Origin of the sequence: Kitasatospora sp. NPDC096077, from assembly GCF_040303245.1 — a bacterium.
Lineage (GTDB): Bacteria > Actinomycetota > Actinomycetes > Streptomycetales > Streptomycetaceae > Kitasatospora.
In genome coordinates, this window is the sequence record NZ_JBEOSV010000031.1 from 77,256 (window position 1) to 100,976 (window position 23,721).

At 71.8% G+C, this 23,721-nt stretch carries 19 protein-coding genes; 14 read left to right on the forward strand and 5 right to left on the reverse strand.

Features of this window, described 5'->3' with window-relative positions; genetic code table 11:
• Positions 1–74: 74 nt before the first annotated feature.
• Positions 75–1,292 (forward strand): phosphatidate cytidylyltransferase, encoded by a 1,218-nt coding sequence (locus ABTZ03_RS25110; RefSeq protein ID WP_350515312.1) that lies wholly within the window; start codon positions 75–77, stop codon positions 1,290–1,292.
• Between the two features lie 77 nt (positions 1,293–1,369).
• Positions 1,370–2,470, forward strand: a complete 1,101-nt coding sequence (rlmN, locus tag ABTZ03_RS25115; protein ID WP_350515313.1) for a dual-specificity RNA methyltransferase RlmN — start codon at positions 1,370–1,372, stop codon at positions 2,468–2,470.
• A gap of 71 nt (positions 2,471–2,541) precedes the next feature.
• Here the strand turns inward: rlmN and ABTZ03_RS25120 are convergent, their stop codons facing one another.
• From ABTZ03_RS25120 to ABTZ03_RS25135, 4 genes are all read right to left on the reverse strand, one after another.
• A complete protein-coding gene (locus ABTZ03_RS25120; protein ID WP_350515314.1) occupies positions 2,542–3,693 on the reverse strand; it encodes a hypothetical protein in 1,152 nt (383 codons plus the stop codon).
• Positions 3,694–3,738: 45 nt separating this feature from the next.
• Entirely contained in the window at positions 3,739–4,494 is a 756-nt protein-coding gene (locus ABTZ03_RS25125; protein ID WP_350515315.1) for an ABC transporter ATP-binding protein, read from the reverse strand.
• Positions 4,495–4,723: 229 nt separating this feature from the next.
• A complete protein-coding gene (locus tag ABTZ03_RS25130; protein ID WP_350515316.1) occupies positions 4,724–6,118 on the reverse strand; it encodes an aspartate aminotransferase family protein in 1,395 nt (464 codons plus the stop codon).
• Positions 6,115–6,588, reverse strand: a complete 474-nt coding sequence (locus ABTZ03_RS25135; RefSeq protein ID WP_030306695.1) for an Lrp/AsnC family transcriptional regulator — start codon at positions 6,586–6,588, stop codon at positions 6,115–6,117. The genes ABTZ03_RS25130 and ABTZ03_RS25135 overlap by 4 nt, the downstream gene beginning before the upstream one ends.
• Before the next feature lie 268 nt (positions 6,589–6,856).
• Between ABTZ03_RS25135 and ABTZ03_RS25140 the strand changes: the two genes are divergently transcribed.
• The 3 genes from ABTZ03_RS25140 to ABTZ03_RS25150 all read left to right on the forward strand — a co-directional run bounded on the left by ABTZ03_RS25140 (position 6,857) and on the right by ABTZ03_RS25150 (position 11,142).
• The gene (locus tag ABTZ03_RS25140; protein ID WP_350515317.1) at positions 6,857–8,332 is read left to right on the forward strand and encodes a gamma-aminobutyraldehyde dehydrogenase; all 1,476 of its coding nucleotides are present in this window, start codon (positions 6,857–6,859) and stop codon (positions 8,330–8,332) included.
• A 177-nt stretch (positions 8,333–8,509) separates the two neighbouring features.
• Positions 8,510–9,868 carry an aspartate aminotransferase family protein gene (locus ABTZ03_RS25145; RefSeq protein ID WP_350515318.1) on the forward strand — a complete coding sequence of 453 codons (1,359 nt, stop codon included), beginning with the start codon at positions 8,510–8,512 and terminating at the stop codon, positions 9,866–9,868.
• Positions 9,869–9,939: 71 nt separating this feature from the next.
• Positions 9,940–11,142 carry a polyamine ABC transporter substrate-binding protein gene (locus ABTZ03_RS25150; protein WP_350515319.1) on the forward strand — a complete coding sequence of 401 codons (1,203 nt, stop codon included), beginning with the start codon at positions 9,940–9,942 and terminating at the stop codon, positions 11,140–11,142.
• Positions 11,143–11,152: 10 nt separating this feature from the next.
• On the opposite strand, the gene ABTZ03_RS25155 is transcribed toward ABTZ03_RS25150, so the two are convergent.
• Positions 11,153–12,808 carry a PucR family transcriptional regulator gene (locus ABTZ03_RS25155; protein ID WP_350515320.1) on the reverse strand — a complete coding sequence of 552 codons (1,656 nt, stop codon included), beginning with the start codon at positions 12,806–12,808 and terminating at the stop codon, positions 11,153–11,155.
• Positions 12,809–13,079: 271 nt separating this feature from the next.
• Here ABTZ03_RS25155 and ABTZ03_RS25160 point away from each other — a divergent pair, with 271 nt between their 5' ends.
• The 9 genes from ABTZ03_RS25160 to ABTZ03_RS25200 all read left to right on the forward strand — a co-directional run bounded on the left by ABTZ03_RS25160 (position 13,080) and on the right by ABTZ03_RS25200 (position 23,535).
• Entirely contained in the window at positions 13,080–14,591 is a 1,512-nt protein-coding gene (locus tag ABTZ03_RS25160) for a gamma-aminobutyraldehyde dehydrogenase (protein WP_350515321.1), read from the forward strand.
• 57 nt (positions 14,592–14,648) lie between these two features.
• Positions 14,649–15,908 carry a polyamine ABC transporter substrate-binding protein gene (locus tag ABTZ03_RS25165; protein ID WP_350515322.1) on the forward strand — a complete coding sequence of 420 codons (1,260 nt, stop codon included), beginning with the start codon at positions 14,649–14,651 and terminating at the stop codon, positions 15,906–15,908.
• A 53-nt stretch (positions 15,909–15,961) separates the two neighbouring features.
• Positions 15,962–17,101, forward strand: a complete 1,140-nt coding sequence (locus ABTZ03_RS25170) for an ABC transporter ATP-binding protein (RefSeq protein WP_350515323.1) — start codon at positions 15,962–15,964, stop codon at positions 17,099–17,101.
• 32 nt (positions 17,102–17,133) lie between these two features.
• Complete coding sequence (locus tag ABTZ03_RS25175) at positions 17,134–18,027, forward strand: ABC transporter permease (protein ID WP_350515334.1); 894 nt, start codon at positions 17,134–17,136, stop codon at positions 18,025–18,027.
• Positions 18,027–18,830, forward strand: coding sequence for an ABC transporter permease (locus tag ABTZ03_RS25180; RefSeq protein ID WP_350515324.1), 804 nt, complete (start codon positions 18,027–18,029; stop codon positions 18,828–18,830). The genes ABTZ03_RS25175 and ABTZ03_RS25180 overlap by 1 nt, the downstream gene beginning before the upstream one ends.
• A 61-nt stretch (positions 18,831–18,891) precedes the next feature.
• A complete protein-coding gene (locus ABTZ03_RS25185) occupies positions 18,892–20,286 on the forward strand; it encodes an NAD(P)/FAD-dependent oxidoreductase (RefSeq protein WP_350515325.1) in 1,395 nt (464 codons plus the stop codon).
• A 144-nt stretch (positions 20,287–20,430) separates the two neighbouring features.
• Positions 20,431–20,871: a hypothetical protein gene (locus ABTZ03_RS25190; RefSeq protein ID WP_350515326.1), complete on the forward strand. Its 441-nt coding sequence runs from the start codon at positions 20,431–20,433 to the stop codon at positions 20,869–20,871.
• A gap of 91 nt (positions 20,872–20,962) precedes the next feature.
• Positions 20,963–21,748, forward strand: a complete 786-nt coding sequence (locus ABTZ03_RS25195; RefSeq protein WP_350515327.1) for a hypothetical protein — start codon at positions 20,963–20,965, stop codon at positions 21,746–21,748.
• Positions 21,749–22,011: 263 nt separating this feature from the next.
• Positions 22,012–23,535, forward strand: a complete 1,524-nt coding sequence (locus tag ABTZ03_RS25200) for a CoA-acylating methylmalonate-semialdehyde dehydrogenase (protein ID WP_350515328.1) — start codon at positions 22,012–22,014, stop codon at positions 23,533–23,535.
• The last annotated feature ends 186 nt before the right edge of the window (positions 23,536–23,721 follow it).

The window sequence follows — 23,721 nt, forward strand, 5'->3', positions numbered from 1 at the left end:
ACCAGGGCCTCCGTTCGGATCACTCGCAGCAGCCTCCGGTGTACTGGGGCGGCGACGCGGAGGAGACTCAGGTCATGCCTCCCGTACCGGCCGATCCCGGCCCGCACCCCGGCGCGCCCGACCGCGGCCCGGCCCAGGGCCCGTCGGCGGCGTCGGCGCCGCACCGGGCTCCCGGGGCCCACCGGGCGCCCGGTCCGCAGCCGGCCCCCGGCCGCCCCGGCGGTCCGCTGTTCCGGGACGAGCAGCCCGAGCCCGCGCCCCCGGGCGTGACGGAGACGGTCGTGCTGCGCGCGATAACCGACGACGTCACCCCCGCCCCCGGCCACGGCACCCCGCCGTACCCGGGGGCTCCGGTGCATCCCGCGCCGCCGCCGAGCCACTGGGCGGCCGGGCAGCCCCCCTTCGTGCCGTCGTCCCATCCAGGGCAGGAGACACCCGTGGCCGCCCAGCCCGCCCCGCAGCCGGAGCCTCCCAAGAAGCAGCGCGGTGGCCGTAACCTCCAGGCCGCCATAGGCGTGGGGGTGGGCCTCGGCGCGGTGATCATCGCCTCGCTGTTCGTCGTCAAGGCGCTGTTCCTGTTCGTCGTGATGGCCGCGGTGGCGGTCGGCAGCTGGGAGCTGACCACCCGGCTCGCCGAGCGCAAGCAGATCAAGGCCCCGCTGATCCCGCTGGTGGTGGGCGGCGTCGCGATGGTCGCCACCGGCTACTGGGCCGGCGTCGAGTGGGCCGCGGCCTCGCTCGCGCTGACCGGGCTGGCGGTGATGGTCTGGCGGATGGCCCAGCCGCCGGAGAACTACCTGCGGGACATAACGGCGGGTGTGTTCACCGCCTTCTACGTGCCGTTCCTGGCGACTTTCGTGGCAATGATGCTGGCCGCCGACGACGGCCCACAGCGGATCGTGCTCTTCCTGATCGTCACGATCTGCAGCGACACCGGCGCCTACGCGGTGGGCTACAAGTTCGGTCGGACCAAGCTGGCCCCGACGATCAGCCCCGGCAAGACCCGCGAGGGCCTGGCCGGCGGCATCGGCCTGTCGATGCTGGCGGGCGCCCTGCTGATGCAGTTGATCATCGACGGCGGCAGCTGGTGGCAGGGTCTGATCCTGGGCGGCTGCGCGGCGGTCACCGCGACCCTGGGCGACCTGGGTGAGTCGATGATCAAGCGCGACCTCGGGATCAAGGACATGGGCACCCTGCTGCCCGGCCACGGCGGCATCATGGACCGGCTGGACTCCCTGCTGCCGACCGCCCCGGTGGTCTGGCTGCTGCTGGCGGCCTTCGTCGGGAGCTAGTTCGAGCACCGCACCTCGGGAGGGCCCCGGACGCCAGGCGTCCGGGGCCCTCGCGCGTCTGCGACACTGGAACAACCATGCCTAAGCCCGGAGAACTCACCTTTGTCGCGCCGCGCGGCGCCAAGCCCCCGCGACACCTCGCCGACCTGAGCCCCGCCGAGCGCAAGGAGGCCGTCGCCGAGCTGGGCGAGCAGGGCTTCCGCGCCAAGCAGCTCTCCAACCACTACTTCGGCCGGATGTCGAACGACCCGGAGAGCTGGACGGACATCCCCGCCGCCAGCCGGGAGAAGCTCACCGAGGGCCTGCTGCCCGAACTGATGTCCGTGGTGCGGCACGTGTCCTGCGACGACGACACCACCCGCAAGACGCTCTGGAAGCTGTTCGACGGCACGCTCGTCGAGTCGGTGCTGATGCGGTACCCCGACCGGGTCACCATGTGCATCAGCTCGCAGGCCGGCTGCGGCATGAACTGCCCGTTCTGCGCCACCGGCCAGGCCGGGCTGACCCGCAACCTGTCCACCGCCGAGATCGTCGAGCAGATCGCCGCCGGGATGCGCGCGCTCAAGGCCGGCGAGATCCCGGGCGGCGAGGCGCGGCTGTCCAACGTGGTCTTCATGGGCATGGGCGAGCCGCTGGCCAACTACAACCGGGTGCTGGCCTCGATCCGCCGGCTGACCGACCCGGCGCCGGACGGCTTCGGCCTGTCCCAGCGCGGCATCACCGTCTCCACCGTCGGTCTCGTCCCGGCGATGAACCGGCTGGCCGACGAGGGCCTCAGCTGCCGCCTCGCGCTGTCGCTGCACGCGCCGGACGACGAGCTGCGCGACGAGCTGGTCCCGGTGAACACCCGGTGGAAGGTCGACGAGGTGCTGGACGCGGCCTGGAACTACGCGGAGAAGTCGGGCCGCCGGATCTCCATCGAGTACGCGCTGATCAAGGACATCAACGACCAGGCCTGGCGTGCCGACCTGCTCGGCCGGCTGATCAAGAACCACCGGGTGCACGTCAACCTGATCCCGCTGAACCCGACCCCGGGTTCCAAGTGGACCGCCTCCCGGCCCGAGGACGAGCGCGAGTTCGTCCGCCGGCTGCAGGCGCACGGCGTGCCGACGACCGTCCGCGACACCCGCGGCCAGGAGATCGACGGCGCCTGCGGCCAGCTCGCCGCGGCGGGCTGAGCACGACCCGGGCCCGCTCCTCCGGATCCTTCCGGGAGAGCGGGCCCGGGGTCGCAGCCCGATGACGGGGCCTAACGCAGGCCGGCGGCTGCCAGTGCGGCGGTCGCTCCGCCGGTCAGCAGCAGCGTGGTGCCCACCGCGAGGGTGCGCAGCGCGACCGCGCCGAACAGCAGCCGGGGCGAGGCACCGAGGCGCAGCAGTGCGTCGGTGACCTCCTGGCGGTCGGTGCGGACCTCGGCGAGCCGGGCGATCACCGCGGCGGCGGTGCAGCCGAGCACCAGGCAGGCCTCGACGGCGGGCAGCGCGTCGGCGCTGTCGGGGGTGCCGATCCAGTAGCGGACGGTGGTCAGCACCATGGCCACGGCCAGGGTGAGGACGGCCAGCGGCGGGCCGAGCCGACGGGCCTGGGTGGTGAGGCCGCGTCCGGCCAGCAGTCGCAGCGGGGTGGGCCGTCCGACGGCGAGCAGCCGTCCGGTCCAGCCGAGCAGCGGGCCGGTGAGCAGGGCCAGGCCGAGTGCGCCGGCGGCCCAGCCGCCGAGGGCGGCGGTGCTGGTGCTGCCGAGTCCGGCGGGCAGGTGGATCGGACGGCCGTCGGCGGGGGCTCCGGGGCGCAGGGCGATGAGTTCGAGCGCGGCGCCGATCACCACCAGTCCGACCGGTACAGCGATCCGCAGCGGGCCGAAGCCGGTCCGGCCGCGGGTGCGGCCGCCGGGCAGGGTGTCGGCGACGGGCACCGAGCAGCCGGCGGCGATGCCGGCGGTGACCGGGACCAGGGCGAGCAGGGTGATCGGCGCGGCGGGCGGCAGCGGCACGCCCATGCCGAGGTCGGGGGCGAGCGAGGGCCCGGCGATGTCGTTGCGCAGCACCAGGAAGAGCAGCAGGGCGAGCAGGCTGCCGAGGGTGCAGGCGAGGGCGACCTCGCCGGCGATCAGGGTGCGGATCCGGCGGGAGCCGGCCCCGGCGGCGGTGAGGCCGGCCATCCGCTCGGGCCGCCGGGCGGGCACCGAGCGGGCGGCGACGGCCGCGAACCAGGCGACGGCGGCGAGCGGGGGCAGGCACCAGAGCAGTCGCGCCAGCGCGTCGGTGCCGCCGAGCGGGTCGCTCAGTGCCCGGCCGAGCGAGCGCAGCAGGAAGGCGGCGACGAGGGCGGCCGCCAGCGCGGTGAGCAGCCAGCGGCCGAGGTCGGGCACCCGGTAGCCCCGGGCCAGGCGGAGGTAGAACACGTCGACTCTTTCAGCGGCTCGGCTTCGGCGGCTTCGGCGGTCCGGTCAGCGGCGGGTGGCCGTGACGGTGGGGGCGCCGGCCGCGCCGGGGAGGGCGGTGCCGCGCGGGACAGGGGCGGCGGGGGCGGTGAGCCGTCCGTCGACGAGGGCGACGGCGCGGTCCGCGAACCGGACGAGCTCGGGGTCGTGGGTGGCGAGGACGAGGGTGAGCTGGTGGGAGCGGGCCGCGCTGGTCAGTATCCGCAGGACCTGGTCGGCGGCCTCGCGGTGCAGCGGGGCGGTGGGGTCGTCAGCGAAGACCACGGGCGGCAGCGGGGCGAGGGCGCGGGCGACCGCGATCCGCTGGCACTGGCTCTGGACCAGCCGGTCGGGGCGCTGCCGGGCGACCTCGCCGACGTCGAGGCGCTCCAGCCACTCGTCGGCGGCGGTGTAGGCGGCCTTGTTTCCGGCGCCGGCCAGCAGCAGCGGCAGGGCGACGTTCTCGCGGGCGGTCAGTTCCGGCACCAGGTGCGGTTCGGAGCCGACGAAGCCGAAGCGGTCGCGGCGCAGCCGTTCCCGGCCGGCCCGGCCGAGGGTGTGCACGGGGGAGCTGTTGAACCAGACCTCGCCCTGGTCTACCGGGAGTTGGGCGGAGAGGCAGCCGAGCAGGGTGCTCTTGCCGGAGCCGCGCGGGCCGGTGACGGCGAGCACCTCGCCGTCGCGGATGCCGATGGAGATGCCGCGCAGGGCGGGGGTGCCGTAGTGGGACTTGACGATCCCCCGGGCCCACAGCACGTCGTTGTCAGGCGGTGCCGCTGACATGAGGTTCCATCCTGGGGGCCGCAGGGATATGACAGTCGTCAGATTAGAACGACCGGGACGGGTCGCGGTTGCGGCGCACTGGTCCATCACGGGCAAATCACCCGCATTCAGGCATGTTTGGTCGTACGACTGTGATGTTGGCGGGTGATCGGAGCGCGAACGCCGAAGGGCGGTCCCGCGGGGAGCGGGACCGCCCTTCGGCGGAGGGTGGGGAAGGAGGATCAGGTGGTCAGATCTTCGCCCACGCGTCGGTGAGGCTGGTCCGCAGGATCTGCTCGATCTCGTCGAAGGTCGACTGGTCGGAGATCAGCGGCGGGGCCAGCTGGATGACCGGGTCGCCACGGTCGTCGGCGCGGCAGTACAGGCCGTTGTCGAAGAGCGCCTTCGACAGGAAGCCGTAGAGCACGCGCTCGACCTCGTCGTCGTTGAACGACTCCTTGGTGACCTTGTCCTTCACGAGCTCGATGCCGTAGAAGTACCCGTTGCCGCGGACGTCGCCGACGATCGGCAGGTCGCGCAGCTTGTTCAGGGTCCCCAGGAAGGCGGCCTCGTTGTCGAGGACCTTCTGGTTCAGGCCCTCGCGCTCGAAGATGTCGAGGTTGGCCAGCGCCACCGCGGAGGAGACCGGGTGGCCGCCGAAGGTGTAGCCGTGCAGGAAGGTGTTGTCACCCTTGTAGAACGGCTCGGCCAGGCGGTCCGAGATGATCGTGGCGCCGATCGGGGAGTAGCCCGAGGTCATGCCCTTGGCGCAGGTGATCATGTCGGGCTGGTAGCCGAACTTGTCGGCGCCGAACATGGTGCCGAGGCGGCCGAAGGCGCAGATGACCTCGTCCGAGACCAGCAGCACGTCGTGGCGGTCGCAGATCTCGCGCAGGCGCTGGAAGTAGCCGGGCGGCGGCGGGAAGCAGCCACCGGCGTTCTGCACCGGCTCGACGAAGACGGCGGCGACGGTCTCGGCGCCCTCGTTGAGGATGGCGACCTCGATCTCGTCGGCGCACCAGCGGCCGTACGCCTCGGGGTCGACCGTGCCGTCCGGGCCTTCGAGGAAGGCCGGGGCGCGGTAGATGTTGGTGTTCGGGGCCTTGTGGGTGCCCGGCACCAGCGGCTCGAACGGGGCCTTCAGGCCCGGCAGGCCGGTGATGGACAGCGCGCCCTGCGGGGTGCCGTGGTAGGCGACGGCGCGCGAGATGACCTTGTACTTGGTCGGCTTGCCGGTCAGCTTGAAGTACTGCTTGGCGAGCTTCCAGGCGGTCTCGACGGCCTCGCCGCCACCGGTGGAGAAGAAGACCTTGTTGAGGTCGCCCGGGGCGTAGTTGGCCAGGCGCTCGGCCAGCTCGACGGCCTTCGGGTGGGCGTAGCTCCACACCGGGAAGAAGGCGAGCTCCTTGGCCTGCTTGGCGGCGGCCTCGGCGAGCTCGGTGCGGCCGTGACCGGCCTGCACGACGAACAGGCCGGCCAGGCCGTCGATGTACTTCCGGCCCTTGTCGTCCCAGATGTACGTGCCCTCGCCCTTGACGATGGTCGGCACGGGGGAGTTCTCGTACGACGACATGCGGGTGAAGTGCATCCACAGGTGGTCGTAGGCGGTCTTGGAAAGGTCCTTCTGCGCCGGGTCGGCTGTCATCGGGTGCCCCAGGTGTAGGTCTGTTTCCGGAGCTTCAGGTAAACGAAGCTCTCGGTGCTCCGCACGCCGGGAAGCGCGCGGATGCGCTTGTTGATCATTTCGAGCAGGTGCTCGTCGTCCTCGCAGACCAGTTCGGCCAGGAGGTCGAACGAGCCTGCGGTGCAGACCACGTAGTCGACCTCGTCGAGGGCGGCCAGTGCGTCGGCGACGGGTTCGATGTCGCCCTCGACCCGGATGCCGACCATCGCCTGGCGGGTGAAGCCGACGGTGAGCGGGTCCGTGACGGCGACGATCTGCATCACGCCTTGGTCGAGCAACTTCTGCACGCGCTGTCGTACGGCAGCCTCGGACAGGCCGACGGCCTTGCCGATGGCGGCGTACGGGCGGCGCCCGTCCTCCTGGAGCTGCTCGATGATCGCCTTGGAGGCGGCGTCGAGGGGAACGCTCGCGTTCCGGTCGCGGTTGGCCACGCCGCCACTGTGCCTGATCGGACCCTTGTTCGCAAGCGTGGAAGCTGCTGATTTCGTCGCGATCAAGGAAATCCCATGCGGATTTCATTGCCTTCTGGCGCTGCACCTGTCGATCCCAGCAGTCTTCCGGCTACCCTGGCACGGTACGCGCGCGCCCCCGCAGGGCGGTGCGCATTCCGCCACCAGTGGACCGTGCCGCTTGGTGTCCGGCCACTCGGCACCCTTCGTAGGCCGGATCCGCCGACGTACCATGGCGCCGGAATCTGCAATGCCGCAGGCCCAGACCGAGGAGAGACCCGTGAGCGACCTTCGCACGCTGCGCAACTACATCAACGGTGAGTTCGTCGACGCGGCCGACGGCCGCACGCTCGACATCGTCGACCCGACCACCGGTGAGGCGTACGCGACCTCGCCGCTGTCCGGTGCCGCTGACGTGGACGCCGCCATGGCCTCGGCCGCCGCCGCGTTCCCGATCTGGCGCGACGCCACCCCGAGCACCCGGCAGAAGCTGCTGCTGAAGATCGCGGACGCGGTGGAGGCCCGGGCCGACGAGCTCGTCGACGCCGAGGTGCGCAACACCGGCAAGCCGCGCGCGGTGACCCTCTCCGATGAGATCGGCCCGATGGTGGACCAGATCCGCTTCTTCGCCGGTGCCGCCCGTCTGCTGGAGGGCAAGGCCGCCGGCGAGTACATGGACGGGATGACCTCGATCATCCGCCGCGAGCCGGTCGGCGTCTGTGCCCAGGTCGCGCCGTGGAACTACCCGATGATGATGGCGGTCTGGAAGTTCGCCCCGGCGATCGCGGCCGGCAACGCCGTCGTGCTGAAGCCCTCGGACACCACCCCGGCCTCCACCGTGCTGCTGGCCGAGATCATCGGCGGCGTGCTCAAGGACCTGGAGCTGCCGGCCGGCGTCTTCAACGTCATCTGCGGTGACCGCGAGACCGGCAAGCTGATGGTCGAGCACCGGACCCCGGCGATGGCCTCCATCACCGGTTCGGTCCGGGCCGGCATCCAGGTCGCCGAGTCCGCCTCCAAGGACGTCAAGCGCGTCCACCTGGAGCTGGGCGGCAAGGCCCCGGTCGTGGTCTTCGAGGACGCCGACATCGCCGAGGCCGTCGAGGGCATCTCGGTGGCGGGCTACTTCAACGCCGGCCAGGACTGCACCGCCGCCACCCGCGTGCTGGTGCACGAGTCGATCCACGACGCCTTCGTCGAGGCGCTGGCCAAGGCCGCGGCCGAGACCAAGACCGGCGGCGTGGACGACGAGGACGTGCTGTACGGCCCGCTCAACAACGCCAACCAGCTGAAGCAGGTGTCCGGCTTCATCGAGCGACTGCCCGCCCACGCCAAGGTCGAGGCCGGTGGCCACCGGGTCGGCGACAAGGGCTACTTCTACGCCCCGACCGTCGTCTCCGGCCTGCGCCAGGACGACGAGATCATCCAGAACGAGGTCTTCGGCCCGGTCATCACCGTGCAGAAGTTCACCGACGAGGACCAGGCCGTCGAGTACGCCAACGGCGTCGAGTTCGCGCTGGCCTCCTCGGTCTGGACCAAGGACCACGCCCGCGCCATGCGGATGTCCCGCCGCCTGGACTTCGGCTGCGTCTGGATCAACACCCACATCCCGCTGGTCGCCGAGATGCCGCACGGCGGCTTCAAGAAGTCCGGCTACGGCAAGGACCTCTCCTCGTACGGCTTCGAGGACTACACCCGGGTGAAGCACGTCATGACCGCGATCTAGCGGGTCAGGACCATCGAGCGCAGTATGACCGCGATCTGATGATTGTCGTCTGAACTGACAAGGGGCCCGGGGCGTTTCGCTCCGGGCCCTGTCGCTTTGCACCCTGTCGACGGGTCGGGCGTCCGGCTGACAGGATGAAACTGCACTTCGCCACCGTTCGGCCCTAGCCTTACCGGCATGAGCATCCCCACCGCTGACTCAGCCGCCGGCCAGGCCGTCAAGGCCGCCGACCGCGCGCACGTCTTCCACTCGTGGTCCGCCCAGGCGCTGATCGACCCCCTCGCGGTGGCCGGCGCCGAGGGCTCGTACTTCTGGGACTACGACGGCAACCGCTACCTGGACTTCTCCTCGCAGCTGGTCAACACCAACATCGGTCACCAGCACCCGAAGGTGGTCGCCGCGATCCAGGAGCAGGCGGCGAAGCTCTGTACGATCGCCCCCGGCTTCGCGGTCGAGGCGCGCAGCGAGGCGGCCCGGCTGATCGCCGAGCGGACCCCGGGCGACCTGGACAAGATCTTCTTCACCAACGGCGGCGCCGAGGCGGTCGAGAACGCCGTCCGGATGGCCCGGCTGCACACCGGTCGGCAGAAGGTGCTCTCCACCTACCGCTCGTACCACGGCGCCACCGCCAACGCGATCGCCCTCACCGGCGACCCGCGGCGCTGGCCCAACGAGACCGGTGTCTCCGGCGTCGTGCACTTCTGGGGCCCGTACGCCTACCGCTCCAACTTCCACGCCGAGAACGAGGCGCAGGAGTGCGAGCGGGCGCTGGCGCACCTGGAGCAGGTGATCGCCTTCGAGGGGCCGGGCACCGTCGCGGGGGTGATCCTGGAGAGCGTGGTCGGCACGGCCGGCATCCTGATCCCGCCGGCGGGCTACCTGGCCGGGGTGCGGGAGATCTGCGACCGGTACGGGATCGTGTTCATCCTGGACGAGGTGATGGCCGGCTTCGGCCGCACCGGCGAGTGGTTCGCCGCCGACCACTGGGGCGTGGTGCCGGACCTGATGACCTTCGCCAAGGGCGTCAACTCGGGCTACGTCCCGCTGGGCGGCGTGGCGATCAACGCCGAGATCGCCGCCACCTTCGCCGAGCGGCCGTTCCCCGGCGGGCTCACCTACTCCGGGCACCCGCTGGCCTGTGCCTCGGCGGTGGCCACCATCAACGCCATGGCGGAGGAGGGCATCGTCGAGAACGCCAAGCACATCGGCGAGACGGTGCTCGGCCCCGGCCTGCGCGAGCTGGCCGAGCGGCACCCCTCGATCGGCGAGGTGCGCGGCCTCGGCGTGTTCTGGGCGCTCGACCTGGTGCGGAACCGGGAGACCCGCGAGCCGCTCGTCCCCTACAACGCCGCGGGCGCCGACAACGCCCCGATGGCCGAGCTGGCCGCCGCCTGCAAGCAGCGCGGGCTCTGGCCGTTCGTCAACATGAACCGCTTCCACGTCGTCCCGCCGTGCACCGTCACCGAGGAGGAGGCCAAGACCGGCCTCGCGGTGCTGGACGAGGTGCTGTCGCTCGCCGACGCGCACACTGTCTGACGTACCTACCAGGACGGCCCCGGGCGCACCCGCGTGTCCCGGGGCCGTTCCACGCTCCGGAAGGCCCCCACATGTCCCGCAGCTCCACCCTGACCCGCCGATCCGTCAACCCGTCGACGCTGCGCCGACGTTCCGTCCTCGGCGGGGCCGCGTTGCTCGGCGCCGGCACGCTGACCGGCTGCGGCATCCCGTCCGCGTACGTCGCCGAGGACCGCCGCTCGGCGCCGGACCGCTCGGAGCGGGACAAGCGGCTGAACTTCTCCAACTGGACGCAGTACATCGACACCGACGACCAGGGGCGTCGCCCGACCCTGGACGCCTTCAGCAAGAAGACCGGGATCGCGGTCACCTACACCGAGGACATCAACGACAACGACGAGTTCTTCGGCAAGATCAGCCCGGTGCTCACCCAGGGCGCCGATCCGGGCCGGGACCTGATGGTGATCAGCGACTGGATGGCCGGGCGGTACGTCTCGCTCGGCTGGGTGCAGGCGATGGACCGGGCCAACCTGCCCAACGTCACGGCCAACCTCGACCCCCAGCTGTCCAGTCCGGCCTTCGACCCGGGGCGCCGGCGCAGCGTGCCCTGGCAGTCCGGGATCACCGGCATCGCGTACAACCGCAAGGCGCTGGGCCGGGAGCTCAAGTCCACCGCGGACCTGTGGGCGCCCGACCTCAAGGGCCGGATCACGCTGTTCGCCGGGCTGGACGAGGCGCTCGGGCTGCTGATGCTCTCCCAGGGCGCGGACGTCTCGAAGTTCACCGACGACGACGCGCACAAGGCGATGGACCTGGTGCAGAAGATGGTCGACACCGGTCACGTCCGCCGCTTCACCGGCAACGACTACACCAGCGACCTCGCCTCCGGTGCCGCCCTCGCCTGCCAGGCCTACTCCGGCGACGCCGTCCAACTCACCGCCGAGAACCCGGACATCGCCTTCCTGGTGCCGGAGGAGGGCGGCGAGCTGTGGGCGGAGAGCCTGATGATCCCCAACCGGGCCGTCCACAAGCGCAACGCCGAGCTGCTGATCGACTACTACTACCAGCCCGAGGTGGCGGCCGAACTCGCCGTGGCCGTCCAGTACATCTGCCCGGTGCCGGCCGCCCGCGAGGTGCTGGCGGGCAGCGGGGACAAGGACAAGGCCGAACTCGCCGAGAACCCGCTGGTGTTCCCGACCGACGAAATGCGGGCCCGGCTGCACACCATGCGCGACGTGACCTCGGCCGAGCGGCCGGAACTGCACAAGGTGTGGGGGCGCATCACCGGGGTGTGAGCCCGCCGGCCTACCGGCGGACGGCGTCCAGGGCGAGCAGCGCCACGTGCAGGGAGAGGCAGGACTCCACCTGGTCGAGGTCGACGCCGAGGATCCGCTCGACCTTGTGCAGCCGGTCGTAGAAGGACGGCCGGGACAGGTGGGCGGCGTCGGCCGCCGCCGACTTGTTCCGGCCCTGCTCCAGGTAGATCCGCAGCATCTGCACCAACTGGCCGTTGTGCTCGGCGTCGTGGGCCAGCAGCGGGCCCAACTCCCGTTCCACGTAGGTCTGCAGCCGGGCGTCGTCGCGCAGCAGGTGGAGCAGGCCGCGCAGCCGGACGTCCGGCAGCCGGTAGTAGGAGGCGGTCCGGCCCCCGCCGGGCGCGTCGTGCAGGGCCGCGTCGGCGACCTGGGCGGCCTCCAGCAGGGTGCGCCGGGCGTCGCGGACCGAGCCGACCGAGGAGCCGACCGCGACCACCGGGTCCGGGGCGTCGGCGCCCTCCCGGCCGGCCTCGGCGGACATCCGGCGCAGGGTGGCGGAGAAGGAGTCCAGCGCGGCGTGTTCGTCCTGCTGGGTGCCGAGCGCGATCAGCAGTCCGACGCCCTCGTCGTCCAGCGCGCCGACCAGGGCGGACAGCCGGCTGGCCCGGACCGCGCCGGCGGCCAGCTCGGTGAAGTCGCGCAGCCGGGCCTGGGCCTCCAGCGCGGCCGGGATCGGCCCGCGGCGCTGGCGCAGCACCACGCCGACCAGGCGGCGGCCGTCCAGCGGGACACCGAGCGCCTGGGCGCGCAGGGCCACCTCGGAGACGGTCAGCGCGTGGGTGAGGATGCCGGAGAGCAGGGTGCGGTGGGTCTGCCGCTCCAGGCTCTCCCGGTCCCGGACCACCAGCCGGTTGAGCGCCAGCGCGGAGGCCCCGCGCTCCAGCAGCATGGCGTGCGGGTGCGGTTCGCCCTCCGGCAGCGGTCCGGGCTCCTGGACCAGCACCAGCCGGCCCCAGTCCTGGCCGCGGGCGCCGACGGTGGTCACCAGCCAGCCGCTGCGCGGGTCGTGGCCGGTGCGGCCGGGCGGGCGGACCCCGCGCGAGCGGCGCTCCCAGTCCTCCAGCAGCTCGGCCTCCGGGCGTCCGGCGCTGTCGTGGGCGAGCACCTGGTGGGCCAGGTTCTCCAGCACCACCGGCGCGCCCGCCATCCGGGCCACCTGGCGGATCACCTCGGGCGGTTCGGCGCCCTCCACCACCAGCTCGTTGAAGACCTGGTGGACGGACTCGGAGACCCGCAGCTGCTCCAGCTGGGCGTTCACCACCAGGGCGTGCACGGCCTCGGTGACGGCGACGAAGCGCACCTCCCGGCGCAGTGCGATCAGCGGCAGTCCGCGCTGCTCGGCGGCGTGCACCAGGGCGCGCGGGAGGGTGTCGAAGTAGCGCCGGCCGAACTCGACCACCAGGCCGGCCACCCCGACCTCGTCCAGGTCGCGGACGTACCGGGCCAGGCCCTCGCGGTCCTCGGGCAGCGCGATGCCGGTGGTCAGCACCAGCTCGCCGCCCTGCAGCACCCCGGCGACGTCGGGCAGCTCGCTGACGTGGACCCAGCGGACCGGCCGCTCCAGACGGTCGGCACCGGCCACCACCTGGGGCAGGCCGCGCCGCATCACCTCCAGGTCGAGTACGCGGGCGACGGTGGGGAGCATCGCGAGCCTCCAGGGACGGGGGAGGGGGGAGGTGGCGGCGGGCACGCCGGGGAAGGAGGGGGACAGGGTGTCAGGTGAATCATCCATCGTCCCGACGACTTGTCACCCTGCGGGGAGCCTTGCAGTCTGTAAGGCGCTTCGTGTCGAGACTGTCGAAGTGACCCTTGTCACGTCAACCCCGCACTTGGCAAGGTCAGCGGGACCGCAGACCCCCACCGCGGAAGCGCTTCGCCGCAGCGCGGTCGAACCGCAGGCACTTGGAGGAACCCAGATGGACCTGACCGACTTCGGCGCGGGCGCGCAGTACATCGCGGGCCGGTGGACCCGGGGGAGCGGCGAACCCTTCCAGGTCGTCAACCCCGCCGACGGCAGCGTGGTCGAGCAGGTCGCCCTGGCCACCGCCGCGGACGTGGACACCGCCGTCGCCGCCGCGAAGGCCGCCCTGCCCGGCTGGTCCTCCGCCACCCCCGGCGCCCGGTCCGAGGCGCTCACCCGGCTGGCCGCCGTCCTGGGCGGGGCCGCGGACGAACTCGCCCGGGTGGAGACCGCGCAGACCGGCAAGCCGGTCAAGCTGGCCACCGAGTTCGACGTCCCCGGCACCGTCGACAACGCCGCGTTCTTCGCCGGCGCCGCCCGCAACCTGGAGGGCAAGGCGGCCGGCGAGTACTCCGGCGACCACACCTCCTACGTCCGGCGTGAGGCGATCGGCGTGGTCGGCTCGATCTCGCCGTGGAACTACCCGCTGCAGATGGCCGCCTGGAAGATCCTCCCGGCCATCGCGGCGGGCAACACCATCGTGCTCAAGCCGGCCGAGCTGACCCCGCTGACCTCGCTGATGTTCGCCCGGGCCTGCACCGAGGCGGGCATCCCGGACGGCGTGGTCAACGTGGTCACCGGCGCCGGGCGCACGGCCGGCGAGCACCTGGTCGCCCACCCGGACGTCGCGATGGTCTCCTTCACCGGCTCCACCGCCGTCGGCCGGCGGGTCGCCGAACTCGCCACCGCGACCGTCAAGCGCACCCACCTGGAGCTCGGCGGCAAGGCCCCGTTCGTGGTCTTCGACGACGCCGACCTGGACGCCGCGGTGCACGGCGCCGTCGCCGCCGCGCTGATCAACGGCGGCCAGGACTGCACCGCCGCCACCCGCGCGTACGTCCAGCGCCCGCTCTACGAGGCCTTCGTCGCCGGGGTCGCCGAGCTGTTCGCGGCGATCCGGATCGGCGACCCGCGCGACCCGCGCACCGACCTCGGCCCGCTGGTCTCCTTCGCCCACCGGGACCGGGTGGCCGGCTTCGTGGAGCGCGCCCGCTCCTACGCCACCGTGGTCACCGGCGGCCCGGCACCGGAGCAGGGCCACGACGGCTACGACCTGACCCGGGGCGCCTACCACGCGCCGACCCTGATCACCGGCGCCGCCCAGGACAGCGAGGTGGTCCAGGGCGAGATCTTCGGCCCGGTGCTGGTGGTGCTGCCCTTCGACGGCGACGACGAGGGCCTGCGGCTGGCCAACGACACCCCGTACGGCCTGGCCGCCTCGGCCTGGACGAGCAACGTGCACCGCTCGCTGCGCGCCACCCGGGAGATCGCCGCCGGCTGCGTCTGGGTCAACGACCACATCCCGATCATCAGCGAGATGCCGCACGGCGGCTACAAGGCGTCCGGCTACGGCAAGGACATGTCCCAGTACTCGCTGGACGAGTACACCCAGGTCAAGCACGTCATGTTCGACACCACCGCGGTGGCCCGCAAGGACTGGCACCGCACCGTCTTCGGAGACAGATAACCCCCGAGACCGGGGTGCTCCCCCCACGCACCCCTCTTCCCCCAGGAGGCCCGTTCCATGGCGTTCAAGGCGTTCAACGAGCTCACCGACGGGCTGCCCGAACCCGTCCGCAAGGCCTGGGAACGCAGTCTGACCGGCGGTCGGGCCGCGGTCGCCCGCCGCACCCTGCTGCGCGCCGCCGCCCTGACCGCCGGGGCGGGCACCCTGGCCGCCTGCGGCATCCCGGCCGCGCCCAGGGCCACCGGGGACTCGACCGCCAACGCCGCCAAGGACTTCTCGGAGAGCGAGAAGGAGGTGGACTTCTCCAACTGGCCGCTGTACATCGACACCGACGAGAAGGACAAGCAGAAGCACGGCACCCTGGACGCCTTCACCGCCGCCACCGGGATCAGGGTCAAGTACAACGAGGACGTCAACGACAACGTCGAGTTCTTCGGCAAGGTCAAGCCGCAGCTGGCGGCCGGCCAGGACACCGGCCGCGACCTGGTGGTGCTCACCGACTGGATGGCCGCCCGGCTGATCCGGCTCGGCTGGGCGCAGAAGCTCGACCCGGCGAACGTCACCACCGCGATCACCAACGTCGAGCCCCGCTTCCGTGCCCCCGACTGGGACCCGGGCCGGCTCTACACCTACCCCTGGGCCGGGATCCAGACCGTCGTCGCGTACAACCGGAAGGCCACCAAGGGGAAGCCGGTCACCAGCGTCTCCCAGCTGCTGGACGACCCCGAGCTCAAGGGCCGGGTCACCTTCCTCTCCGAGATGCGCGACAGCGTCGGGATGGTCCTGCTGGACCAGGGCAAGGACCCGGCCAAGTTCACCGCGGACGACTACGACGCCGCGATCGCCCGGCTGCAGAAGGCCGTCGACAACAAGCAGATCCGCCGGTTCACCGGCAACGACTACGGCCAGGAGCTGTCCTCCGGGGACATCGCCGCCTGCGTCGCCTGGGGCGGCGACCTGATCCAACTGCGCGCCGACAACCCGGACATCGAGTTCGCCATCCCGGAGAAGGGCTACCTGGCCTCGACCGACAACATGCTGGTCCCGGCCAAGGCGCGGCACAAGACGAACGCGGAAAAGCTGATCGACTTCTACTATCAGCCGAAGATCGCGGCGCAGCTGGTCGCGGGCATCGGCTTCGTCTCCGCCGTCACCGGGATGAAGGACGAGCTCGCCACCCTCGCCCCGGACACCGCGGCCAACCCGCTGGTCGTACCCACCCCCGAGATGGCGGCGAAGGCGCACGTGTTCCGCACCCTCACCGAGGGCGAGGAGAGCGACTTCGAGCAGAAGTTCTCCAAGCTCATCGGCGCCTGAGCCCGCCCACTCGGTAGACAGACCCTGCCGGCAGACAGACCAGGAAGACACCCATGACAGACCAGCTGCGCGACGCGGCCGGCGGCGACGTCCGCCTCACCGGCATCGGCAAGACCTACGGCTCCTTCACCGCCGTCCACCCGCTCGACCTGACCGTCCCCCAGGGCTCCTTCTTCGCCCTGCTCGGCGCCTCCGGCTGCGGCAAGACCACCACCCTGCGCATGATCGCCGGCCTGGAGGAGCCCACCAGCGGCACCGTCCTGATCGGCGGCCAGGACGTCACCGCGCTGCCCCCGTACAAGCGGCCGGTGAACACCGTCTTCCAGAGCTACGCGCTCTTCCCGCACCTGGACATCTTCGAGAACGTCGCCTTCGGCCTGCGCCGCCGCGGCAAGAAGGACGTCAAGAAGCAGGTCGAGGAGATGCTGGAGCTGGTGGAGCTCGGCCAGTACGCCCGCCGCAAGCCGCACCAGCTCTCCGGCGGCCAGCAGCAGCGCGTCGCGGTCGCCCGCGCGCTGATCAACCACCCCCAGGTGCTGCTGCTGGACGAGCCGCTCGGCGCCCTCGACCTCAAGCTGCGCCGCCAGATGCAGCTGGAGCTCAAGCGGATCCAGACCGAGGTCGGCATCACCTTCGTGCACGTCACCCACGACCAGGAGGAGGCCATGACCATGGCCGACACCATCGCGGTGATGAACGGCGGACGGGTCGAGCAACTGGGCGCGCCCGCCGACCTGTACGAGAACCCCGGCACCACCTTCGTGGCCAACTTCCTCGGCCAGTCCAACCTGCTGCCCGCCGAGGTCACCGGCGGCGCGGGCGGGGACCTGCTGCTCACCGTGGCAGGCACCCGCCTCACGGTGCCCAAGGCGCGCTGCGCCACCGAGGCCACCCGGGTCCACCTGGGCGTGCGGCCGGAGAAGATCACCATCAGCCACGCCTCCGAGCAGGTCGCCGACAGCCGCAACAGGCTGGCCGGCACGGTGCTCGACTCCAGCTTCATCGGCGTCTCCACCCAGTACGTGGTGCGCACCGACGGCGGCCAGGAGGTCACCGTGTTCGAGCAGAACATGGAGCGCGACGCCCGGGTCGTCCCCGGTGCCGCCGTGCAGCTGCACTGGAACCCGGCGCACTCCTTCGCCCTGGACGCCGCGCAGGCGATCGACGCGGGCACCGGGGAGGAGGCCGCGTGACCACCACCACCCCGGCGGCCGCGCCCCAGGTCATCCCGCTCCAGGAACCCGCGGCGAAGCCGAAGCGCAAGCTCACCCCGTACTGGCTGCTGCTGCCCGGCATCGCCTGGCTGGTGATCTTCTTCGCCGTCCCGATGCTGTACCAGGGGTCCACCTCGCTGCAGACCGGCTCGCTCGAAGCGGGCTTCAAGGTCACCTGGCACTTCTCGACCTACTGGGACGCCCTGGTCGAGTACAAGTGGCACTTCGTCCGCTCGTTCTCCTACGCGGCCATCGCCACCGTGCTCTGCCTGGTCGTCGGCTACCCGCTGGCCTACACCATCGCCTTCAAGGCGAACCGGCGCTGGCGCAACGTCATCCTGATCCTGGTCATCGCGCCGTTCTTCACCAGCTTCCTGATCCGCACGCTGGCCTGGAAGACCATCCTGTCCGACGGCGGCCCGGTGGTCGGCGCGCTGAACACGCTGCACGTCCTGGACGTGACCAACGCGCTCGGCCTCACCTCCGGCGACCGGGTGCTCGCCACCCCGCTCGCCGTGGTCTGCGGCCTGACCTACAACTTCCTGCCGTTCATGATCCTGCCGCTGTACACCTCGCTGGAGCGGATCGACCCCCGGCTGCACGAGGCGGCCGGCGACCTCTACGCCCGGCCGTTCACCACCTTCCGCAAGGTCACCTTCCCGATCTCGCTGCCGGGGGTGGTCGCGGGCACCCTGCTGACCTTCATCCCGGCCTCCGGCGACTACATCAACGCCCAGCTGCTGGGCTCGCCGAGCGAGCAGATGGTCGGCAACGGCATCCAGAAGCAGTTCCTGAACGTGCTCGACTACCCCACGGCGGCCGCGCTGAGCTTCATCCTGATGGCCCTGATCCTGGGCATGGTGACGGTCTACATGCGCAAGGCCGGGACGGAGGAACTGGTCTGATGTCCCGCATCCTGAAGTGGGTCCGCGCCCACCTGGTGGTGCTGGCGGGCCTGCTGGCCCTCGCCTACCTGGTACTGCCCAACCTGGTCGTGCTGGCCTTCTCGTTCAACAAGCCGGCCGGCAAGTTCAACTACGAGTGGAACGAGTTCTCCACCGACGCCTGGACCAACCCCTGCGGCGTGGCCGACATGTGCCAGTCGCTCTCGCTCAGCCTGCAGATCGCGGTGCTCGCCACCATCGGCGCCACCGTGCTCGGCACCATGGTCGCCTTCGCGCTGGCCCGCTACCGCTTCCGCGGCCGCTCCGCCACCACCGCGATGATCTTCCTGCCGATGGCCATGCCCGAGGTGGTCATGGCCGCCTCGCTGGGGACGCTGTTCCTCAACATGCGCATCCCGTTCGGCTTCACCACCATCCTCATCGCCCACATCATGTTCTGCCTCAGCTTCGTGGTGACCGCCGTCAAGGCACGCGTGATGAGCATGGACCCGAGGCTCGAACAGGCCGCCCAGGACCTCTACGCGACCCCCGTCCAGACCTTCCTGAGGGTCACCCTGCCGCTGGCCGCCCCCGGCATCGCCGCCGGCGCGCTGCTCAGCTTCGCGCTCTCCTTCGACGACTTCATCATCACCCAGTTCAACTCGGGCCCGACCACGGTCACCTTCCCGATGTTCGTCTGGGGCGCCTCGCAGCGCGGCATCCCGGTGCAGGTGAACGTCATCGGCACCGCGATGTTCGCGGCCGCGGTCGCGCTGACCGTGGTCGGCCAGTGGCTCGGCAACCGCCGGAAGGCCACCGCCTGACGTACGGTCGGTCAGCGGTGGCCCGAAACATCACCTATCCGTAGAAAGTGGCTGATAATGCATGGACTCCGCCCGCGCACTCAGTGACGCCAGGCCCACCCCCTTCTGGCTGGAGGACCCGGGTCGGCCGGCGGCGCTGCCCGCCCTGGTCGGCGACACCACCTGCGACCTGCTGGTCGTCGGCGGCGGCTACTCCGGCCTGTGGACCGCCCTCATCGCCAAGGAGCGCGACCCCTCGCTGGACGTCGTCCTGGTCGAGGGCAACGAGGTCGGGTGGGCCGCGTCCGGGCGCAACGGCGGATTCTGCGCGGCCAGCCTCACCCACGGCTTCGGCAACGGCCTGGACCGCTGGCCGTCCGAACTCGCCCAGCTGGAACGCCTCGGTGCCGCCAACCTCGACGGCATCGAGGCCACCCTCAAGCGCTACGGCATCGACGCCGAGTGGGAGCGCACCGGCGAGATCGACATCGCCACCCAGCCCCACCAGGTCGAGGAACTGCACGAGATGGCCGAGGCGGTCGCCCGCTACGGCCTCGACCTCACCGTGCTGGACGCCGACCAGCTGCGCGCCGAGGTGAACTCGCCGACCTTCCTCGGCGGCGTCTGGGACAAGGACGGGGTGGCCATGGTCCACCCCGCCAAGCTCGCCTGGGGCCTCAAGGAGGCCTGCCTGGGCCAGGGCGTGCGGATCTTCGAGCACACCCGGGCCACCGAGCTGCGCGAGCACGGCAGCGGGATGGCCGCCCGCACCCCGTACGGCCGGGTCTTCGCCCGTCGGGTCGCGCTCGGCACCAACGTGTTCCCGTCCCTGCTCCGGCGCGTCCGTCCGTACGTCGTGCCGGTGTACGACTACGCGCTGATGACCGAGCCGCTCAGCGACGAGCAGCTCGCCTCGATCGGCTGGCGCGGCCGGCAGGGGCTCGGCGACAGCGCCAACAAGTTCCACTACTTCCGGCTCTCCGCCGACAACCGGATCCTCTGGGGCGGCTACGACGCGGTCTACCACTACGGCGGCCACGTCCGGCACGAGTACGACCAGCGGCCGGAGACCTTCCGCACCCTGGCGAACAACTTCTTCCGCTGCTTCCCGCAGCTGGAGGGGCTGCGCTTCACCAACGCCTGGGGCGGCGCCATCGACACCTGCAGCCGGTTCTCGGCGTTCTTCGACACCGCCCACCGGGGCAAGGTCGCCTACGCCGTCGGATTCACCGGGCTCGGGGTCGGCTCGACCCGCTTCGGCGCCGAGGTGATGCTCGACCTGCTCGCCGGCGAGCGCACCGAACGCACCGAACTGGAGATGGTGCGCTCCAAGCCGCTGCCGTTCCCGCCCGAGCCGGTGCGCTGGGCCGGGATCGAGATCACCACCCGCTCGCTGGACCGCTCCGACCGCAACGGCGGCCACCGCAACCTCTGGCTGCGCACCCTCGACCGGCTGGGGCTCGGCTTCGACAGCTGACCGCCGAGTACCACCGAGTACCGCCGGATATGTTCCCGCGACCCGTGTAAGAGGGACCCGCCGTCCGCCTCTCCTTGGTGACGGCGGGTCCCGTACGCCCCGCCGCGCCCGACCGGTACGAACGGCGAGAAGCGGGGACACGACATGGAGCACACCGGACTGCACTGGCTCGCGCAGGTGGCACCGGACCCGGAGGACTTCCGGGAGACGTGGGAGCGCACCGGGCTCGGCCTGATGCTGCTGCCGGCCGGGCGCCGCTGGGACGCGCTGGTCGTTCCGGGCCGGCTCGGCCGCCCGGCGGCGGACCTCCTGGGCCTCCTGGACACCGGGCCCTGCGGCCCGGTCCTCGCCGACTCCGGGGAGGAGAACGTCAGTTTCCTGGTGCCGGTCGGCACCGCCGCCCGCTGGGTCGGCACCGGCGTGCGGTCCGCGGGGGAGGGCACCTGGATCGTCGTCCCCCACCCGGGGCGCAGCAGCCGGGGGGTCCGCTGGCTGGTGCCCCCCGACGGGTCGGGGCGGCTCAACGACCCGGTGCTGCTGGAGCTGGTCCTGCACGAGGCGGCGGCCGGGCTCGGGGGCTGGTAGCGGCTGACCACGGTCGGCGGGGCCGTGCGGGGGCAGGGCGGGGCCGTGTGTGGGCCGTGCGCGGGCAGGGGCGCCGGGTCAGACTGGAGGCGTGACCACCGCCCCGCACGCCGTCGACGCGTCCCTCCGGCCGGGCCCCGCCCAGCTGCGCCTGGCCGCCCTGGCCGGGCCGGTCTGCGACCGGTACGGGCTGGCGCTGGCCGGCGGGCACGCGCTGCGCGCCCACGGTGTCGCCGCCTGCCCGCAGGACGGACTCACCCTGGCCACCGGCGGCGCCGAGCTGCCGGAGGTGGCCGCCGCACTGGCCGGGGCGTACCGCGCGGCCGGCGGCACGGCCGCCGAGCGGCCCGGCACACCGCGGCTGGAGCAGCTCACCGTCCGGCTGGCACTGGGCGGGCGGTCGCACTCGGTGGAGCTGCGGAAGGAGCCGCTCGGCCACCGGCCGGTCCGGTTGGACTTCGGCGTTCCCGCGGCGGACCCGGGCGCTCCGGAGCCCGGGGAACCGCCGGTGGTGCTGCCGGTGGTCGCCCTGGAGGATGCGGCGGCGCTCACCACCGCCCTGCTGGTCGACCGGGGCATGCCGCGCGACCTGATCGACGTGCACGCCCTGACCTGCGACTACCGGGAGGGCGAACTGCTGGCGCTGGCGGGCGAGTTGGACCCGGACTTCCAGCCGGGCGCGCTCGCCGACCGGCTGGAGACGCTGGCCGAGGCGGCCGACGGCCGGTTCCGCGCCCGGGGTGTCGAGGCCGGGGCGGTGGCGGGCCTCAAGCGGTGGGCGCTGGCCTGGGCGCAGGACCTGCGGCTGGACCTGCTGGAGACCCGGGAGGCGGCGGACGGGCTGCACGACCCGTACCTGGAGGACGAGGAGTCCTGAGGGGGCGCGCGTCTCAGTGCGCCTCGGTACGCGTCGGTGCGGGCCGGTGCAGGCAGGGTCACCTGTTCGGGGGAGCGACCGGACGACCTGTAAGGCTGAATCGGTGATCCCCGTCAGCCTGTTCGTTGAGCCGTGCCCCCGGCGCCACCAGACTGGGAGATGAGCGCGGTAGCCCCGTGATTTCCGTCGCCCGGCCCTCTCGCGGGCGGCGCCAGACCGGACCGGTGGCAGGACGCCGCCCGGGACTTCGGAGGCAGACGGACTTGAGCAAGCACATCATTCACTGGATCGGCGGACAGTCGGTCGCCACCGCCGGTGCGGCGCCCCGCCGTGGCGACATCTTCGACCCCGCCACCGGTCAGGTGGCCGGCCAGGTGGACTTCGCCGGGATCGCCGAGGTCGACCAGGCCGTGGCCGCCGCCGCCTCGGCCTTCGCCGAGTGGCGCACCGCCTCGGTGGCCAAGCGGTCCACGGTGCTCTTCGCCTTCCGCGAGCTGCTGAACGCCCGCCGGGACGAGCTGGCCTCGATCATCGTGGCCGAGCACGGCAAGGTGCACTCGGACGCGCTGGGCGAGATCGCCCGCGGCCTGGAGGTCGTCGAGTACGCCTGCGGCATCCCGCAGCTGATCAAGGGCGGCTTCACCGAGCAGGCCTCCACCGGCATCGACGTCTACTCGATCCGCCAGCCGCTCGGCCCGGTCGCGATCATCTCGCCGTTCAACTTCCCGGCCATGGTGCCGATGTGGTTCTTCCCGATCGCCATCGCGGCCGGCAACAGCGTCGTGCTGAAGCCCTCGGAGAAGGACCCGGCCGCGGCCAACTTCCTGGCGGAGCTGTGGAAGGAGGCCGGGCTGCCGGACGGCGTCTTCAACGTCGTGCACGGTGACAAGGTCGCTGTGGACCGGCTGCTGGAGCACCCGGACATCAAGTCCGTCAGCTTCGTCGGCTCCACCCCGATCGCCCGCTACGTCTACGAGACCGGCACCCGCTACGGCAAGCGCGTGCAGGCCCTCGGCGGCGCCAAGAACCACATGCTGGTGCTGCCCGACGCCGACCTCGACCTCGCCGCCGACGCCGCCGTCAACGCCGGCTTCGGTGCGGCCGGCGAGCGCTGCATGGCGGTCTCGGTCCTGGTCGCGGTCGACCCGATCGGCGACGAGCTGGTCGACAAGATCAAGCAGCGGATCGCCACCCTGAAGGTCGGCCCCGGCTGCAACGGCGACTCCGAGATGGGCCCGCTGGTCACCGGCCAGCACCGGGACAAGGTCACCTCCTACGTCGAGTCCGGTGTCGCCGACGGCGCCGAGCTCGCGGTGGACGGCCGCAAGCACCCGGTCACCGCCGAGGACAAGAACGGTTCCCCGACCGCCGACGGCTTCTGGCTCGGCCCCACGCTGTTCGACCACGTGAAGCCCGGCATGTCCGTCTACAACGACGAGATCTTCGGCCCGGTGCTCTCCGTCGTCCGCGTCGCCTCCTACGACGAGGGCCTGGCGCTCATCAACGCCAACCCGTACGGCAACGGGACCGCCCTCTTCACCAACGACGGCGGCGCGGCCCGGCGCTTCCAGTTCGAGGTGGAGGTCGGCATGGTCGGCATCAACGTGCCGATCCCGGTGCCGGTCGCCTACTACTCCTTCGGCGGTTGGAAGGCCTCGCTGTTCGGCGACGCCCACGCGTACGGCCCGGACGGCGTCCAGTTCTTCACCCGCGGCAAGGCCGTGACCCAGCGCTGGCTGGACCCGTCCCACGGCGGCATCAACCTCGGCTTCCCCACCAACAGCTGAGCCAGCTCGTCCAGCGGGCCGGACCCCTCTCCCCGGGGGCCGGCCCGCCCCCTTTGCAGGCCGTTTGCATCCGGACGCAGATGCGCGTACAGTTCTTCGAGCTGCCTGGCAGGGAGCACCGGACACGCATCACAGCGCGGACGGTCCCGGGGTAGCCAATCCTTTGAAACACCACTTCTCGGTTCG

What these genes read in the sequence shown, in the direction of transcription:
- ABTZ03_RS25180 (WP_350515324.1), top strand. Translation starts at nt 18,027, where the DNA reads ATGTCCCGCATCCTGAAGTGGGTCCGCGCCCACCTGGTGGTGCTGGCG.
- ABTZ03_RS25165 (WP_350515322.1), top strand. Translation starts at nt 14,649, where the DNA reads ATGGCGTTCAAGGCGTTCAACGAGCTCACCGACGGGCTGCCCGAACCC.
- ABTZ03_RS25155 (WP_350515320.1), bottom strand. Translation starts at nt 12,808, where the DNA reads ATGCTCCCCACCGTCGCCCGCGTACTCGACCTGGAGGTGATGCGGCGC.
- ABTZ03_RS25185 (WP_350515325.1), top strand. Translation starts at nt 18,892, where the DNA reads ATGGACTCCGCCCGCGCACTCAGTGACGCCAGGCCCACCCCCTTCTGG.
- ABTZ03_RS25125 (WP_350515315.1), bottom strand. Translation starts at nt 4,494, where the DNA reads ATGTCAGCGGCACCGCCTGACAACGACGTGCTGTGGGCCCGGGGGATC.
- ABTZ03_RS25130 (WP_350515316.1), bottom strand. Translation starts at nt 6,118, where the DNA reads ATGACAGCCGACCCGGCGCAGAAGGACCTTTCCAAGACCGCCTACGAC.
- rlmN (WP_350515313.1), top strand. Translation starts at nt 1,370, where the DNA reads ATGCCTAAGCCCGGAGAACTCACCTTTGTCGCGCCGCGCGGCGCCAAG.
- ABTZ03_RS25190 (WP_350515326.1), top strand. Translation starts at nt 20,431, where the DNA reads ATGGAGCACACCGGACTGCACTGGCTCGCGCAGGTGGCACCGGACCCG.
- ABTZ03_RS25170 (WP_350515323.1), top strand. Translation starts at nt 15,962, where the DNA reads ATGACAGACCAGCTGCGCGACGCGGCCGGCGGCGACGTCCGCCTCACC.
- ABTZ03_RS25110 (WP_350515312.1), top strand. Translation starts at nt 75, where the DNA reads ATGCCTCCCGTACCGGCCGATCCCGGCCCGCACCCCGGCGCGCCCGAC.
- ABTZ03_RS25145 (WP_350515318.1), top strand. Translation starts at nt 8,510, where the DNA reads ATGAGCATCCCCACCGCTGACTCAGCCGCCGGCCAGGCCGTCAAGGCC.
- ABTZ03_RS25150 (WP_350515319.1), top strand. Translation starts at nt 9,940, where the DNA reads ATGTCCCGCAGCTCCACCCTGACCCGCCGATCCGTCAACCCGTCGACG.
- ABTZ03_RS25140 (WP_350515317.1), top strand. Translation starts at nt 6,857, where the DNA reads ATGCCGCAGGCCCAGACCGAGGAGAGACCCGTGAGCGACCTTCGCACG.
- ABTZ03_RS25160 (WP_350515321.1), top strand. Translation starts at nt 13,080, where the DNA reads ATGGACCTGACCGACTTCGGCGCGGGCGCGCAGTACATCGCGGGCCGG.